The following is a 15,613-nucleotide window of genomic DNA, read 5'->3' on the forward strand; positions in this document are numbered from 1 at the left end:
ACGTCTTCTTCGGCAAGAAAGGCCCGCATCATGGCAGAGACTGACCCCCACGCGCCCGCAGACCAGATCCCAGACGGCGGCGTGGTCACCGAGGACCCCGCAGATCACAGCGTATGGCCACTTTGGGAGGTCTTCGTCAGATCCTCACGGGGCCTGTCGCATGTGCACGCAGGTTCTCTGCACGCACCTGACCCTGCCATGGCCCTGCGCAATGCACGGGACCTCTATACCCGGCGCAATGAAGGAACATCTATCTGGGTCGTCCCAGCAGCAGAGATCACAGCTTCCGACCCAGACTCAAAGGGTGGGTACTTCGAATCCTCCAAAGGCAAGTCCTACCGCCACGCCACTTACTACACACAGTCCGAGGGGGTACCGCACTTATGAGTCACTCTGGTGGTTTTACTTCACAGGACTCAGCCACAAAGATCTCGGTCGGCGATGCCATCACCCCCGAAGATGTGAGCGCAAGCAGCGCAGTCGCCTCTGATGAGACCGCCCGCTACGCACTGTTGTTGGGCGATGACTGTCTGATCCTCGCCCAGCGGTTGGGGCACTGGATCTCCCGCGCCCCCGAGCTCGAAGAGGACATCGCGCTGGGGAACATCGCCTTGGACCTTCTCGGCCACGCACGATTTTTCCTCACCTACGCTGGTTCCGCCTGGGGCAAGACCGAAGACGATTTGGCGTATTTTCGCTCAGAGGAAGAGTTCCGTTCCTGCCGTCTCGTCGAGCAGGAGAACGGTGACTTCGGCCGGACGATCGCTCGCCAACTGCTGTTCAGTTTCTACACTCATGAGCTCTACCAGCGACTGGTGAGGTCAGCGGATACAACACTCGCCGCCATTGCCGATAAGGCTTTGAAGGAAGTTGACTACCATCAGGACCACGCAGCCCAGTGGCTGTTGCGACTCGGTGGGGGCACAGATGAGTCCAAACGGCGAATGCAGGAAGGGCTCGAGTCCGTGTGGCCCTATCTGGAGGAACTCTTCGCCGACGTGGAGCCGACCCCCACACTGGCCGAGCAAGAGGTGGCCGTGCTGCCTTCATCATTGCGCGACGCCGTCCTCACACGACTGAGCTCGATCATCGAAGAATCCGGGTTGGAAGTACCTGCGTCAAAAGGTGCCTTCGGAGCTGACCGGTCCGGCCGGTTCTCGGAGAACCGCGGTTTCATTCTGGCCGAAATGCAGGTTCTCGCCCGCCAACACCCCGGCGCCACATGGTAGGCGGTAGGACACCCATGAGCACTGTCGAACACCGGCCCCTCACACCCAACGGCATAAGGCCCGAAGAACCTGCCGACGCCGCGGTGTGGGATGCCGCCGCGCAGGTGACAGATCCGGAGATTCCTGTCCTGACCATTGCGGATCTCGGTATCCTCAGGGCTGCAGGGGCAACACCGGAGGGCGGCGTCGTCGTCATCACTCCCACCTACTCAGGATGTCCCGCCATGGACACCATCACCGCTGATGTCACGGCCGCTCTCCGTGAGGCTGGATATGGAACGGCGCGAGTGGACACCGTACTCACCCCGTCCTGGACCACCGACTGGATGACAGAGGACGGCAAACGCAAACTGCGTGAATACGGCATCACTCCCCCGTCAGGCAACGCACCAGCCCGCGGCGGCCCGGTGCGGGTGGGGCTGAGTGTGAAGTGTCCGCGCTGCGATTCGCTGGACACTAAGGAACTTGCCCGTTTCGGCTCTACTGCGTGCAAGGCGCTCTACCAGTGCCAGACCTGCCTAGAGCCCTTCGACTATTTCAAGGTGCTGTGATGACACTCAAAAGCCCCACCACCGAGGCTGGACCATCAGCGCGTCGGCGCGCCACCTTCTCCCCGCTTCGCGTGAAGGAAGTTCGCCGACTCACCGCTGATTCAGTGGAGGTCTCTTTCGAGGTTCCCGAGCACCTCGTGGAGGACTTCGACTATGCCCCTGGCCAGTACGTCGCGCTGCGCACAGAGATCGAGGGCAAGGAAGTCCGCCGCTCATATTCGATCTGCACCGAGCCTGTTCCAGGGGAAATCAGAGTCGCGGTCAAGCGCGACATCGGCGGAGTGTTCTCCACATGGGCCAATGAGCAGTTGAAACCCGGCGACACTCTCGATGTCATGAACCCTGCCGGGGCTTTCATCTCCAAAACCGCACTGACCTCCATGAACCGGCCTGAGGAACTCGCCGAGGAGACCATCGCTCGTCATACAGGTGCCCGCCTCGTCGCCTTCGCCGCTGGCTCCGGTATCACTCCGATTATGGCGATTGCGCGGTCAGTTCTGAGCGCATCCCCTGATACGAGCTTTGAGCTGGTCTACGCGAACAGGTCAGCGGCTGATGTCATGTTCGCTGAAGAGCTCGGCGATATGAAGGATCGCTACCCGTCCCGGTTTGTTGTGCATCATGTTCTGTCACGGGAGCAGCGGTTGAATCCACTGTTGACTGGGCGGATCGATGCAGAAAAGCTGACTGCGCTACTCGACCACGTACTTCCCACAGAAAATGCTGATGAGTGGTTTCTCTGTGGACCGTTCGAACTGGTGCAACTGGTGAGGGATGAGCTCGACTCCCGGGACGTCCCAGCAGAGAAGGTACGGTTCGAACTCTTCACCACTGGCCGTCCTGATCGACCCGCGGGCCAACAGGGCAGACGCGTTGCCGAGGACCAGGCGGGCCCAACACGGCGCATCGAATTCACGCTCGACGGATTGACCGGTCAAGTGGACTCCCCGGCCAGTTCTGGGGAGACCGTGCTCAACGCAGCGCTGCGTCAACGCTCCGATGTTCCGTTCGCTTGCGCAGGCGGTGTCTGCGGCACATGCCGGGCCAAAGTGATCTCCGGTGACTTTGAGATGGAGGAGAACTACGCGTTGGAAGCTGATGAGGTCGAACGTGGTTTCGTCCTGACCTGCCAGACCAGACCCACCTCAGACCATTTGGTGGTCGACTACGACGCATGAGCCGCCTGGCAGTACGAATCACGTGACGGGAGCAGATGATGATTGATGTGAGCATCGAGGGTGACTACGCAGAAGTGGTGTTGAACGCCCCCCGCAAGCTCAACGCACTGGATGAAAACGCCCTGGACGAGCTTGATGCTGCCTACCAGGAGGCCGAAGAAGCAGGAGTGCGTGCACTGCTGCTTCGCGGAGATGGCCGCGCGTTTTGTGCCGGCCGGGACATCTCAGCTGTGGACCCCGCGAGCGACGACGTTATAGGTTACCTCGGTGGGAGAGTCACTCCCCTCTTGCGGCGTATGGCGCAGTTTCCGGCACCAACTTTTGCCGCTGTCCACGGAGCGTGCCTGGGGGTCGGGCTGGGACTGGCGATCGCCACCGACGTGGTCTATGTAGCCGAGGACGCCAAGATCGGATCGCCTTTCGCTTCACTGGGGGCCACGCTGGACTCTGGTGGACATGCCCTGTTCGTTGAGCGTCTCGGCGCACACCGCACCCTCGACTTGATCTACACCGCAGAGCTGATGTCAGGCAGGGAGGCTGTAGCTTCGGGGCTGTTCTCGCGGGCTGTTCCTGCAGATGAAGTGACGTCCTTTGCTCGGGAGAAAACCCAGGCTGCAGCCCATGGGGCCACCTTGGCTTTCCGTGAATCCAAGAAGCTGGTTGCCCAGATCAGGGATCAGCGCTTAGGCCTCTGGGAATCCCTCGACGCGGAGAACCATTCGCAGGCTGCGCTCTGCGCCTCTGAAGACTATGTTGAAGGCTTTGCTGCCTTCCAGCAGAAGCGTGTCCCATCATTCAAGGGCCGGTAAGTCCCTGAGCACGCCCACTTCGGGATTTCTGTGCTGTCACGGAGCTCAGACCCGGCTCTTGGTGTCCACCTAGTGAAATCCTCAGGAAAGAATCTCCGCCTGGCCGTGGGCATCCCCTAGTCTCTTGTCCACGGTCTAAAGAAAGTACTGACCACTGCGACGGCGTGGGGAACCGATGATCTCGGCATCCACGGCAGCGCACGGCTGGAGCCCTGATCCACCCAATGACGTGTGTGGGCTCCCGCGGGATCCGCGATGCGCCGTGTCACCCTGAACAGTTACTTTCAAGGAGAGATCTCCCATGGCGAATGCCCATACGACCGGCCCCATCACCGAGCACGAAGTCCTCAGCGCCCATGAAGGCGGCAAACTCAGTGTCGAGAGCAAAATGCCGCTTGATTCGAAGCGAGCACTGTCTATTGCCTACACCCCTGGAGTAGCCCAGGTGTCCCGCGCCATCCACGAACAGCCGGCGATGCACACCTCGCATACATGGGCTTCACGATTAGTCGTGGTGTTGTCTGACGGAACCGCGGTGCTGGGCTTAGGAAACATCGGGCCTGCCGCCTCACTGCCCGTCATGGAGGGCAAATCAGCCCTGTTTCGGGAATTCGGTGGCCTCAACTCCATACCGCTGGTCATCGACACCACTGATGTGGATGAGATTGTTGAAACGATGGTGCGTCTGCGACCCAGCTTCGGCGCGGTCAACCTGGAAGACGTCGTCGCCCCACGGTGTTTTGAACTGGAACAGAAACTTATTGAGGCCCTCGACTGCCCCGTCATGCACGATGATCAGCACGGCACAGCAGTGGTTGTGCTGGCAGCACTGACCAACGCCACCCGGCTGACGGGGCGGAGTTTCGCCGACACTCGGGTCGTCATCGCAGGCGCAGGTGCCGCCGGAATCGCCGTGACCGAGATCCTGCTCGAGGCTGGTGTCGGCGACATCACCCTGACCGACTCCAAGGGCACAATCCACGGTCAACGCAACGATCTCAATGACACGAAGGCCCGGGTCGCGGCGAAGACCAACCGGAACAACATCACCGGCGGGATTGTCGAAGCTCTCGACGGAGCGGATGTGTTCATAGGAGTCTCGTCCTCCACGGTGTCCGAGGAAGCCGTGGCAGGTATGGCCGACAATGCGATCATTTTCGCTCTGTCGAACCCAGATCCTGAAGTGGCTCCCGATGTCGCCGCCCGGCACGCCGCAGTAGTAGCCACCGGCCGATCCGACTTTCCTAATCAGATCAACAACGTCTTGGCCTTCCCCGGTATCTTTCGCGGAGCACTTGACTGCGGGGCTCGCAGAATCACCTCAGCGATGAAGGTCGCGGCTGCTACTGCGATTGCCGACGTCGTCGGTGAAGATCTCCGAGCCGACTACATTGTCCCGTCTCCTCTGGATGACCGTGTGGCCACCGGCGTTGCCAGGGCTGTCATGAACGCCGCCCGTCAGGACGCCGTCACGACCGCCTAGGTTCGGCCTAACCGTGTTGATTGCGGGGGGGGACGGCGCCAGCTTCCGCGGCTGAGACCCGTCAGAAGGGTGTACCGCCGGTGATCTCGGCAGCCGCCTTTTCCCCGATCAGCACTGAGGGAGCGTTCGTGTTGCCAGTGGTCACCTGTGGCATGATCGAGGCGTCCGCGACCCGCAGGCCACTGACGCCCCTGACCCTGAAACTCACCGGGTCGACCACAGACATCTCTCCTGTACCCATCGCGCAGGTGCCGACCTGGTGGTGGTAGGTCGTGGTGGTATTGCGGATGTAATCGACCAGAGATTCATCCGACTCATCGACACCGGGGCCTGGGAAGATTTCCCTCGCACCCCATTCCCGCAGAGCGGGCTGGGCAGCGATCGACCGACACTGCCGAACAGAGTAGAGCATCGTCTGCAGATCCTTCGGGTCGGTGTATGCGCCGAGCTGTATGCGAACTGGGTCCGCAGCTCCTGGCCCCGACAGAGACACCGAACCTCGTGATTCAGGGCGCACAATGCCCGCCAGCAGGGAAAAACCCTCCTCCGGGCCTTCCATGAGAGTGCCTGCGGTGTTCGTGTACATAGGGACGGAGAAGAAGATGGGTTGAGTGTCAGCCACCGGCACGGACTCGGAGGATCTGTCCCAGTAGTGGACCTGGGTAGCGGCGATTTCCGGTGGTGAGAGTGGTTTCTCAGTGGTGCAAACCACTGGCACCAGCAGGTGATCGTGCAGGTTCTGTCCCACTCCCTGGAGTTCTGTTGTGACGGGGATGCCCATTTCCTGCAGATGATCCGCTGGGCCGATCCCGGAGCGCAGCAGAAGTTCAGGTGATCCAATAGCACCGGTGGTGAGCACGACTTCGTCAGCTGAGAAGGTCACGGTCTCCCCCTCATGCTCAAATTCGGCACCAGTGACGGCCCCCTGGGCGATGTGTAACCGTCGCGCCGTCGCCCCTGTCACCAGGGTCAAGCCGGGATGGTCCAGTACAGGCTTCAGATAGGCCCGCCAGGTGTTGAATCTCCTTCCGTTGCGGATGTTGAGCTGCATCCAGCCGACTCCATCGACTGAACCGCTGTTGTAGTCCTTGTTCTCTTGGATCCCCTCCTGCACAGTGGCGTTGTAGAGAGCCTGTTGGATGGGATGGCGGGGGTAGTCAGTGGTGACATCCAACGGCCCCTCGGTTCCCCGCAGGTTGTGGTCGCCCTCAGGGTAGGACTCGATGGCTTTGAAGAAGGGGAGAACTTCATCCCATGACCACCCGGTGCATCCTGCTTGTGCCCAAGAATCGTAGTCCCACTTATCGCCTCTCACCCAGATGGTCGCGTTGAGAGCGTGGGAGCCACCAAGAACTTTGCCTCGTGGGAGGTGCACCTGCCTGTTGTTGAGTTCGGGCTCAGGCTCGGTGAAGAAGTTCCAGTCCTCGGCAGCCCCCCAGAGGAAGCCCAGCCGAGAAACGTCGTCAATGTCTGGATTGGTGTCCTGACCGCCGGCTTCGACGATACGAACGGTATGTCCTGCATCGAGGAGTCGCCGGGCGATCACGCACCCAGCGGAGCCTGCACCGATGACAAGGAAGTCAGTATGAGAGTTCACAAGAGGTCCTTTCACAAGAGCGGGTGTCAGCGGTTGATGATGTGCGGCTGGCTGACTTCTTTCAGGCCTTCGACTCCGAATTCGAGGCCGTAGCCAGATTCGCGCGCCCCGCCGAAGGGCATCCGTGGGTCAACCGCGCCGTGCTTGTTAATCCATGTGGTTCCAGCGACGAGACGTGAGGCAACCTCCTCAGCCCGGTCAAGATCGGATGACCAGACAGAGGAGCCGAGGGCGAAGTCGAGCTCGTTGGCCCATTCGACGGCTTGGTCGAGAGAGGTGTACTTAATGATGGGCAGCGCTGGACCGAACTGCTCCTCGACCACCAGCGGGTTGTGCGGGTCAATATCGGCGACCAGGGTGGTGGGGTAGAAGTAGCCTGGCGCCTCGGCGTCAGGAGTGCCTCCTAACAGCACACGGGCTCCGGAATCTTTGGCTGCGGTGACGAGCTTGTCGACGATCTCCCATTGAGCTTTGTTCTGGAGCGGGCCGAGCACGTTCTGCTCGTCGAGTCCGACTCCCATGGGCATCTTGGCGGCGACCTCGGTCAGGGCATCGCAGACCTGATCATAGAGAGACTCGGGCACGTAGAGACGCTTCAGCGCCGCGCAGGTCTGTCCAGTATTGATAAAAGCTCCCCAAAACACGTCCTCCGCGATGGATGTGGGGTCTGAGTCCTCCAGGACGATCCCGGCGTCGTTGCCTCCGAGCTCCATAGTGACGCGTTTGACGGTGTCAGCTGACGATTTAATAATGTTCTTGCCTGTGGCAGTGGAACCGGTGAACATGATCTTGTCCACCTGCGGGTGGCGACTGAGCGCTTCGCCCACATCCCCCCGCCCGGGCACGGCAATGAGGACGTCTTGAGGCAGGACAGAGTTCAGCACGTCCACCAGCGCCAGTACACTCAGCGTCGTGTAGCCAGAGGGTTTGATCACTACGGTGTTGCCCTGACGCAGCGACGGTGCGATCTGCCACACGGAGATCATCATGGGCCAGTTCCACGGGCCTATTGCACCGACGACGCCGAGTGGCCTCCAGTGCATGACGGCGCGTCCGGAATCGTCATCAACCAGGACCTCGGGTTTTAGGGAGAACTCAGCGGTGGCACGCAGCCAGGCGACGCAGGCTCCGACCTCGAACCGGGCGTTGGGACCGTTGAGCGGTTTGCCCTGTTCGCGCGAGAGCAACTGAGCGAGTTCCTCTGCGTGGGCTTCAACAGTGTCCGCCGCCGAGTGCAAGGTGGCGCTGCGCTGTTCGTCACTGCGAGCCGCCCAGCCGGGCTGGGCCGCCTTGGCCCGGGCCACGGCATGATCGAGTTCCTGCACCGACGCTTCTGGAGCTCGGCCCACAAGCTCACCAGTTGCGGGGTCCAATACTTCACGGCCTCCCTGTGCGGGTTGAATACGGCTCAATAAGTCCTGCGAATGCTGGGTTGGAGTGCTCATCAACCAATTCCTTCCATCAGTGATCTGGATTACTTCTTCAGCGTGCCGGAGACTTGAAGTTCTGGGTTGGCACGGGGTGCACAATGCTGTGCTCCAGATGCACTGATGTGGCGCTCATCACACAAAATGCGATGATGGACACCCAGAGAAAACTTCAGGTCAGGAGCAGCGCGAATGGGGACAGAGGCAGTCACGTCCACGGGATTCACCAGCACCTCCCTAGATGCTGCAGAGCAGTTCGATGCGTGGCAGAACGCCGTCAACTCCGCTTTCGTACCCTTGGAGGCTGCGCATCAGAACACTGGCGGGTTCGATGGGTACCTGCGTGGTCAGCCATTGGGACTGCTCAGCATCACCGAAGTCGGTGGAGATCCAGTGCACGTCAGGAGGAGCCGACGCAGTATCTCAGCTGGCAATCCCGGCGTATACAAGTTCGCCCTTCAGCGGTCAGGTGAGTGCCTGGTCCGCCAGGATCAGCAGCAGGCACTCCTCCTCCCCGGTGACCTCGTCATTTACGACACCACAAAACCGTACGACCTATCATTCAAAGGCCCGTACGGCATGTTCGTGGTCCAGATTCCCCATGAATCCATGGGACTCAGCGACGGCCAGGCCGCATCGCTGGTGGCCCAGAGAATCCCCGGCAGCACCGGGCTCGGAGCACTTACCTCATCACTGCTTACCAGCCTGAGCCAGCAGCTTGAGCGCGAGGAGATGGCCCCCGATCCCCGTGCAGCAGCCGCAGTGCTTCAGCTTGTGCAGGCCACCCTCCTAGCCCGCCTCCGACCCGAGCCACAAGTGCCCACCCGGGACGTGGTGTACCTGGAAGCGGTGAGCTACATCGACAAGCGCCTGAAGGATCCACACCTGTCCGTCTCGGCAGTGGCCCAGGCACTTCACGTCTCAACACGCTACTTACAGGCCGTGTTCGCCGACGAGGGAACGACTGTCAGTGAGTGGATCCGAAAGCGTCGACTCGAGCACTGCCGTCAAGAACTCAGCAACACTCACAACCAGTCGCGATCAGTCAGCTCGATCGCCGCTCAATGGGGATATCGCGACGCCTCAAGCTTCACTCGATCCTTCAGAAGCACATTCGGAGAGACCCCGACCGACTACCGCCGCCGAGTGCACCGCTGAGCATCCGAGCGCGATCACTGCGCCCAATCCGGCATGCGTTTCGCCACACGGGTGAGCACATCGTAGGTGGCGACGATCTCTTCGTGCTGATTGTGCAGCACAGTGTCCCAACGGACCTCTCCATAGTCGTCCGTCTCACGGGGCGTGATCTGCTTAGCGGTCAAGGTCACCCGGATCGAGTCCCCATAGGTGACAGGCGTCAGGAAGCTGAGGTTCTCCAGACCTGTGTTCGCCAATACCGGACCAGGCGCCGGGTCAACAAAGAGCCCCGCGGCCCAGGAGACCAATAGGTAGCCATGCGCAACGCGCCGAGGAAAGAACGGATTGGCGGTAGCAGCTTCCTCGTTCGTGTGCGCATAGAACGTGTCACCGGTGGACTGAGCGAAGGCATCGATGTCTTCCAGGCGGACTTCGCGCAGCCCTGAGACGAACTGGTCACCGATGCGCAGCTCGGCAAGAGACTTCCGGAACGGATGCCGAGCGCTTCCGTCTGCAACAGCCTCAGGAGTCACTGACTGAGCCGTGGCGCCACGGTGCCAGACCCCGGTGATACCGGTGAGGAGGTCAGGTGTTCCCTGGATAGCGGTGCGCTGCATGTGGTGCTTGACCCCGCGCATACCGCCAAGTTCTTCACCTCCTCCAGCGCGGCCGGGGCCGCCGTGAACAAGGTGGGGCAGCGGCGAACCATGTCCGGTTGAGGTCTTGGCATCATCGCGGTCCAGCAGGTGCACCCGCCCATGATGAGAGCCGATGCCCCGCACAAACTCTGCAGCGGTCTGGGGATCATGAGTGCACACCGTCGCCACCAGGGATCCTCCGCCGAGGGCAGCGAGGGCCACGGCGTCGTCAATATCGGTGTAGCCCAGAACTGAGGTGACAGGCCCGAAAGCTTCCACCTGGTGCACCTCAGGGGTCCGGGCATTGGAGAACTTCAGTGTGGTCACCGGATAGAACGCGCCCGTTTCGGCATTGGCGCGGCCAGTGGAGGCATCCGGCCCGCCGAAGCACACCTCGCCGCCGGCATCAACGAGTCGCTGCACCGCTTGGGAGACCTCGGCCTGCTGATCTTTCGACGCCAAAGCCCCCACTGTGGTGTCCGCGTCACGGGGATCACCCAGGACAGCGCGGGCTTCAACCCGCTGGCGCAGGGCATCAACCACTGCGTCGACGTGTTCACTCGGGACGATAGTGCGCCGGATCGCGGTGCACTTCTGCCCGGCCTTGACTGTCATCTCTTGAACCACAGCTTTGATGAACGCCTCAAACTCGGCAGTCCCCGGCACAGCGTCAGGCGCCAGAATCGCGGAGTTCAACGAATCCGTCTCTGCGGTGAAGCGCACACCCTCATACTGAACATTCGGATGCGCGCGCAGCATATGAGCGGTCGCGGCTGATCCGGTGAAAGCCACATGGTCGCGGTAGTCCAGGTGATCGAGAAGGTCACGGGCCGAACCGGAGATCAGTTGGAGTGAGCCTTCCGGCAGCAGCCCAGATTCCACCATGAGCCGGACACAGGCCTCTGTGACGTAGGCGGTCTGGCTTGCGGGTTTCACAATGGTGGGTACTCCGGCAATGAAACTTGGGGCGAGCTTCTCCAGCATTCCCCACACGGGGAAATTGAACGCGTTAATCTGAACGGCCGCTCCGGTGAGCCGAGTGTAGATGTGCTCGCCGATGAAGCTGCCATCGCGGGACAACTGTTCGACGCCACCGTCGATGATGACATTGGAGTTGGGGAGCTCTTTGCGGGCCTTCGACGAATACGCGAACAGAGTGCCGATACCGCCGTCGACGTCCACCAGATGATCCTTGCGAGTGGCGCCGGTCTTATCAGAGAGCTCATAGAGCAGTTCCTTGTGCTCACCCAAGTGCAGCGCAAGCTGCTTCAGCCGCAAGGCACGCTGGTGGAAGGTCAATTGCCCCAGAGCCGCCTGGCCCACGCTGCGGGCATAGTCGACAGCTCGGGACGTCTCCAAGCCATCTGTGGAGACCCGGCAGACCAACGCGTCCGTGGCGGCGTCGTGGATTTCGGCAATCTTTTGGGGATTGGCCGGGGCCCACCAGTCACCTGCGATAAAGCTCGGCAAGATTCTCTCGGGTGCGTGTCCGGGTGTTGCTTCGGCAGTCTCGACGGTCATCAGCGTCCTCAATTCCACGGTTGGATTGCGGTTTTTTGATTGGCCGAAAACTGTTACCGACCAATCGGTCAGTATTTACGATACACTAGCGTGACAGGTATCACACATGGCGTGCGCCACTTCCGCATCCATCCAGAGAGGGTGATCATGGACGATCCCAAAACGACACCGGAGCCTGGCCACGAAAAAGCAGAGCAGGCTTCCAGAATTTTTGAGGCAAGCCGCAGCTTCGGCATTACTCCAGAGCAATATATGCTGCCCGCTCAGCAGCAAATCCGCATGCTCGATGCACAGGGCACACTTGTCCCCGTCGAGCAGCAGGGCACCGGGCCGGGACATGAGTACCCGATCCCTGAGGACGAGGTGCTGCTGAAGGCCTACGCCGCCCTGGTGGCCGGCCGGCGCATCAACGACCAGAACTATGCCCTGGTCCGGCAGGGCAGGCTGGCGGTCTACCCTTCTTCCCACGGGCAGGAGGCCTGCCAAGTAGGCGCGGCGCTGTGTCTGGAACCGGGCGACTGGATGTTCCCCACCTACCGGGACACTGTCTCGGTTATTTCACGCGGTGTCGATCCGCTGGAGGTCATGGTCTCCTTCCGCGGTGACTGGCACTGCGGATACGACCCCAAAGAACACCGTGTGGGTGCGATGTCCACCCCACTGACCACCCAGCTGCTGCACGCGGTGGGAGTCGCCCATGCCGCCAAACTGCGAGGCGAAGACTCCGTAGTCCTAGCCATGTGCGGGGATGGCGCCACCAGCGAAGGCGACTTCCACGAGGCGCTGAACTTCGCTGCGGTGTTCGAGGTCCCCGTGGTCTTCTTTGTGCAGAACAACGGCTACGCCATCTCGGTTCCGCTCTCCAGCCAGTCCGCGGCCCCTTCACTGGCGCATAAGGCCATCGGCTATGGGCTCGCCGGGGAGCAGGTGGACGGCAATGACATGGTCGCCGTCCTCGCGACCCTGCGGCGCGCGGTGCACCTGGCGCGTGAAAACTCGATGCCCCTGCTGGTGGAAGCTGTCACCTACCGCATGCAGGCTCACACCAACGCTGATGATGAGACTCGCTACCGGGATCGTGAAGAGGTTGAGCAGTGGAAACGCAAGGACCCACTGCTGCGGATGCAGACCTTCCTCACCAGTGAAGGGATCCTCGACGACGACGCCGCGGGCCGCATCACTGACGCAGCAGAGAAGGTTGCCAGCTCACTGCGCCAGGCAATGACCGCTGAACCGGCAGAGAACCCGTTGGAGATCTTTGACCACGTCTACACCGCACCCACCGCGCAACTGTTGGCCCAACGGGCACAGCTCGACGACGAACTCCAGCGCGCCACAACCACTGAAGGGGCCCAGTGATGAGCACCATAACTGCCACCAGCACTACCACCTTCGCCTCCGCGCTGAACACCGCAATGTCCGATGCCATGGAGGCCGATGAATCTGTGGTGGTCTTCGGTGAAGATGTCGGCACCCTGGGTGGTGTCTTCCGGATTACCGATGGGTTGACCAAACGCTTTGGAGCCAACCGGTGCTTCGACACTCCCCTGGCCGAATCGGGAATTGCCGGAACAGCCGTGGGAATGGCGATCAACGGCATGCGCCCAGTGATCGAAATGCAGTTCGACGCCTTTGCCTTCCCCGCCCTGGAACAGATCTTCAGCCATATCGCGAAGATGGCGAACCGGACCCGCGGCCGCGTCCGGTTACCGATCGTCATCCGCATCCCCTACGGCGGCGGCGTCGGGGGCGTTGAACATCACTGTGACTCTTCAGAGGCCTACTACGCCCACACCGCAGGCCTGAAAGTCTTCACCCCCGCCACTGCTGCTGATGCCTATCTGATGCTTCGTGAAGCCATCGACACTGACGATCCGGTGGTGTTCTTCGAACCGAAGAAACTCTACTGGTCCAAGGCACCCGAAGATCTTTCCACACTCCGGCAGACGTATGAATCCGATAGTGCACACTCCCGGCAGATCGGCGCCCAGGGCCAAGCCGTCGTCGTACGTGAAGGAACTGACGTGTCGATTATTTCCTACGGTCCCTCAGTAGCAACGGCTGTGAAAGCTGCTGAAGCGGCCGCCGAAGACGGGATCAGCGCCGAGGTCCTGGATATGCGCAGCCTGGTCCCGTTCGATGAGGCTGGGTTGATCCGCACCGTGGAAAAGACCGGACGCGCCGTCGTAGTGGCAGAGGCCCAGGGATTCGTGTCCGTGGCCAGTGAAATCACTGCCCGCATACAAGAGCGGTGCTTCCACTCCTTGGCGTCTCCCGTACTTCGCGTCACAGGTTTCGACATTCCCTATCCGGCCCCGAAATTGGAAGAACACCATCTGCCGGATGTGGATCGCATCCTTGACGCTCTCGACGAGATGCAGTGGGAGGACTGAGATGACCACGTTTAATCTTCCCGATTTGGGCGAAGGCCTCACTGAGGCGACACTGCTCAGCTGGCTCGTTTCCGAGGGTGACGCTGTGCAAGTCGACCAAGCAATCGCGGAGGTGGAGACCGCGAAGTCCGCGATCGAAGTCCCCTCCCCCTACGCCGGCACGGTGCACACACTCCATGGAGAAGCCGGCGAAACGCTTGAAGTCGGCAAGCCGTTGATTACCGTCAGTACAGGCGACGACACCACCAACGGCAAGCAGGCGCAGGATTCCGACGCCGGCGCGTTGTCCTACCGTGAAGAGGAACGCGCTGGAACCAGGGCGCCGCATTCTGCTGACTCCGATGAAGGCTCCGGCAATGTGCTCATCGGCTACGGCACCGCGGCAAGCAAGAACGGTCGCAGACGCCGTCGAAAGCACTCCGGCGGATCATCAGCTGAGCGGAGTACCGCTGCCGGGGAAAAGACTAGAGCTCCACGGGTGTCGTCTCCACTGGTGCGCAAAATGGCACGCCAGCACGGAGTCGATCTCCGCTCACTGGTCGGATCGGGGCCCGATGGTCTCATCATGCGCCGTGACGTCCTCTCCGCCACCGATCAAACCACCGCACCTCAGCCGAGAAGTGCAGCCGAATCACCACAGGGAGGATCCTCTGCTGCGGGGGCTCAGGGCGCAAGCCATGATTCGCTGACCGGGCTCGGCATTAGGGAGCGCGTCCCCATGACTGGGATGCGACGCGCCATCGCGACCAAGATGTCCCAGTCGAGGACAGAGATCCCCGAGGCTACCGTGTGGCAGGACGTCGACGTCACACAACTGGTGGGGATGCGGCAGCAGCTCAAGGAGGCCGGCCATGTGGCTCCTTCCATTTTGGCTTTCCTCAGTAGGTTCGTTGTCGAAGGGTTGAAGAAGTATCCAGCACTGAACTCACGCATCGTTGACGCCGGCGGGTCCGAGGAGATCGTGCATTTTGATGGCATCAACTTGGGATTCGCGGCGCAGACAGATGGTGGGTTGGTCGTTCCCGTGATTCGGCATGCCGAAAAGCATTCGGCGCAGGGCCTGAACAGCGAGATCCGCCGTCTTGCCGAGGCCGCCCGTGCCGGCACCATCGGAGGCAAGGACCTCTCCGGCGGAACCTTCACGGTCAACAACTACGGGGTGTTCGGATCTGACGGGGCAACCCCAATCATCAACCACCCTGAGGCTGCGATCCTCGGCATCGGCCGGACTCTGGACCGCCCGTGGGTCGTCGATGGGGAGATTGCCGTCCGCAAGATCACTACCGTGACACTCGCGTTCGACCACCGGGTCTGCGACGGCGGTGCCGCAGGCGGCTTCCTCGGTTATGTGGCCAGCTGCCTGGAGAATCCTGCTGTGGCCCTAGCCGACTTCTAAAGGAGAACAACACAGTGACTGACGCATTTCTCGTATCCGGAACCCGCACACCGGTGGGCAGATACGGTGGAGCCCTCTCTGCAGTACGTCCCGATGACCTCGCCGCCCTCGTGATCCGCCAGGTAGTGGAAGAGTCAAGGGTGCCATCGGCTGAGGTTGATGAGGTGATCTTCGGCAGCGCGAACGGGGTCAAGTCCCGTGTAGTGGTGTAGCTGGCCCTGTTGTTCTTCGAGGCTTTCGTTGGTCAGCCAGGG

General features: G+C 61.2%; 13 protein-coding genes and 1 pseudogene. 11 read left to right on the plus strand and 3 right to left on the minus strand.

Translation table 11 applies throughout. The features are described 5' to 3' along the window. The first annotated feature begins 30 nt into the window (after nucleotides 1-30). From paaB to FEF26_RS06045, 6 genes are all read left to right on the plus strand, one after another. Entirely contained in the window at nucleotides 31-387 is a 357-nt protein-coding gene (gene paaB, locus FEF26_RS06020) for a 1,2-phenylacetyl-CoA epoxidase subunit PaaB (protein ID WP_138252635.1), read from the plus strand. Then, on the plus strand, nucleotides 384-1,229 hold the full coding sequence (paaC, locus tag FEF26_RS06025; RefSeq protein WP_138252636.1) for a 1,2-phenylacetyl-CoA epoxidase subunit PaaC: 846 nt from the start codon (nucleotides 384-386) through the stop codon (nucleotides 1,227-1,229). Before paaB ends, paaC begins: the two co-directional genes overlap by 4 nt. A gap of 14 nt (nucleotides 1,230-1,243) precedes the next feature. Beyond that, entirely contained in the window at nucleotides 1,244-1,780 is a 537-nt protein-coding gene (gene paaD, locus FEF26_RS06030; RefSeq protein ID WP_138252637.1) for a 1,2-phenylacetyl-CoA epoxidase subunit PaaD, read from the plus strand. After that, nucleotides 1,780-2,958, plus strand: a complete 1,179-nt coding sequence (gene paaE, locus FEF26_RS06035) for a 1,2-phenylacetyl-CoA epoxidase subunit PaaE (protein WP_138252638.1) — start codon at nucleotides 1,780-1,782, stop codon at nucleotides 2,956-2,958. Before paaD ends, paaE begins: the two co-directional genes overlap by 1 nt. 38 nt (nucleotides 2,959-2,996) lie before the next feature. Further along, on the plus strand, nucleotides 2,997-3,767 hold the full coding sequence (locus FEF26_RS06040) for an enoyl-CoA hydratase/isomerase family protein (protein ID WP_138252653.1): 771 nt from the start codon (nucleotides 2,997-2,999) through the stop codon (nucleotides 3,765-3,767). Between the two features lie 301 nt (nucleotides 3,768-4,068). Then, the gene (locus FEF26_RS06045; protein ID WP_138252639.1) at nucleotides 4,069-5,250 is read left to right on the plus strand and encodes an NAD(P)-dependent malic enzyme; all 1,182 of its coding nucleotides are present in this window, start codon (nucleotides 4,069-4,071) and stop codon (nucleotides 5,248-5,250) included. A 61-nt stretch (nucleotides 5,251-5,311) separates the two neighbouring features. Here FEF26_RS06045 and FEF26_RS06050 read toward each other — a convergent pair whose 3' ends face one another. Further along, nucleotides 5,312-6,847, minus strand: a complete 1,536-nt coding sequence (locus tag FEF26_RS06050; RefSeq protein WP_243730443.1) for a GMC family oxidoreductase — start codon at nucleotides 6,845-6,847, stop codon at nucleotides 5,312-5,314. A 26-nt stretch (nucleotides 6,848-6,873) separates the two neighbouring features. After that, the gene (locus FEF26_RS06055) at nucleotides 6,874-8,292 is read right to left on the minus strand and encodes an aldehyde dehydrogenase family protein (RefSeq protein WP_138252641.1); all 1,419 of its coding nucleotides are present in this window, start codon (nucleotides 8,290-8,292) and stop codon (nucleotides 6,874-6,876) included. Nucleotides 8,293-8,466: 174 nt separating this feature from the next. On the opposite strand from FEF26_RS06055, the gene FEF26_RS06060 reads away from it, so the two are divergent. Further along, nucleotides 8,467-9,432: an AraC-like ligand-binding domain-containing protein gene (locus tag FEF26_RS06060; RefSeq protein ID WP_138252642.1), complete on the plus strand. Its 966-nt coding sequence runs from the start codon at nucleotides 8,467-8,469 to the stop codon at nucleotides 9,430-9,432. A 14-nt stretch (nucleotides 9,433-9,446) separates the two neighbouring features. Here FEF26_RS06060 and paaZ read toward each other — a convergent pair whose 3' ends face one another. Beyond that, nucleotides 9,447-11,570: a phenylacetic acid degradation bifunctional protein PaaZ gene (gene paaZ / locus FEF26_RS06065; RefSeq protein ID WP_138252643.1), complete on the minus strand. Its 2,124-nt coding sequence runs from the start codon at nucleotides 11,568-11,570 to the stop codon at nucleotides 9,447-9,449. A gap of 147 nt (nucleotides 11,571-11,717) precedes the next feature. On the opposite strand from paaZ, the gene pdhA reads away from it, so the two are divergent. The 4 genes and pseudogenes from pdhA to FEF26_RS06085 all read left to right on the plus strand — a co-directional run. Then, entirely contained in the window at nucleotides 11,718-12,929 is a 1,212-nt protein-coding gene (gene pdhA, locus FEF26_RS06070) for a pyruvate dehydrogenase (acetyl-transferring) E1 component subunit alpha (RefSeq protein ID WP_138252654.1), read from the plus strand. Continuing rightward, entirely contained in the window at nucleotides 12,929-13,963 is a 1,035-nt protein-coding gene (locus FEF26_RS06075; RefSeq protein ID WP_138252644.1) for an alpha-ketoacid dehydrogenase subunit beta, read from the plus strand. The genes pdhA and FEF26_RS06075 overlap by 1 nt, the downstream gene beginning before the upstream one ends. 1 nt (nucleotide 13,964) lies before the next feature. Beyond that, nucleotides 13,965-15,359, plus strand: a complete 1,395-nt coding sequence (locus FEF26_RS06080) for a dihydrolipoamide acetyltransferase family protein (RefSeq protein WP_138252645.1) — start codon at nucleotides 13,965-13,967, stop codon at nucleotides 15,357-15,359. A gap of 14 nt (nucleotides 15,360-15,373) precedes the next feature. Further along, nucleotides 15,374-15,547 (plus strand): annotated as a pseudogene (locus FEF26_RS06085) (thiolase family protein); the annotation flags it as partial. Nucleotides 15,548-15,613 lie beyond the last annotated feature (66 nt).

This window comes from Nesterenkonia salmonea (genome assembly GCF_005771525.1).
Lineage (GTDB): Bacteria > Actinomycetota > Actinomycetes > Actinomycetales > Micrococcaceae > Nesterenkonia > Nesterenkonia salmonea.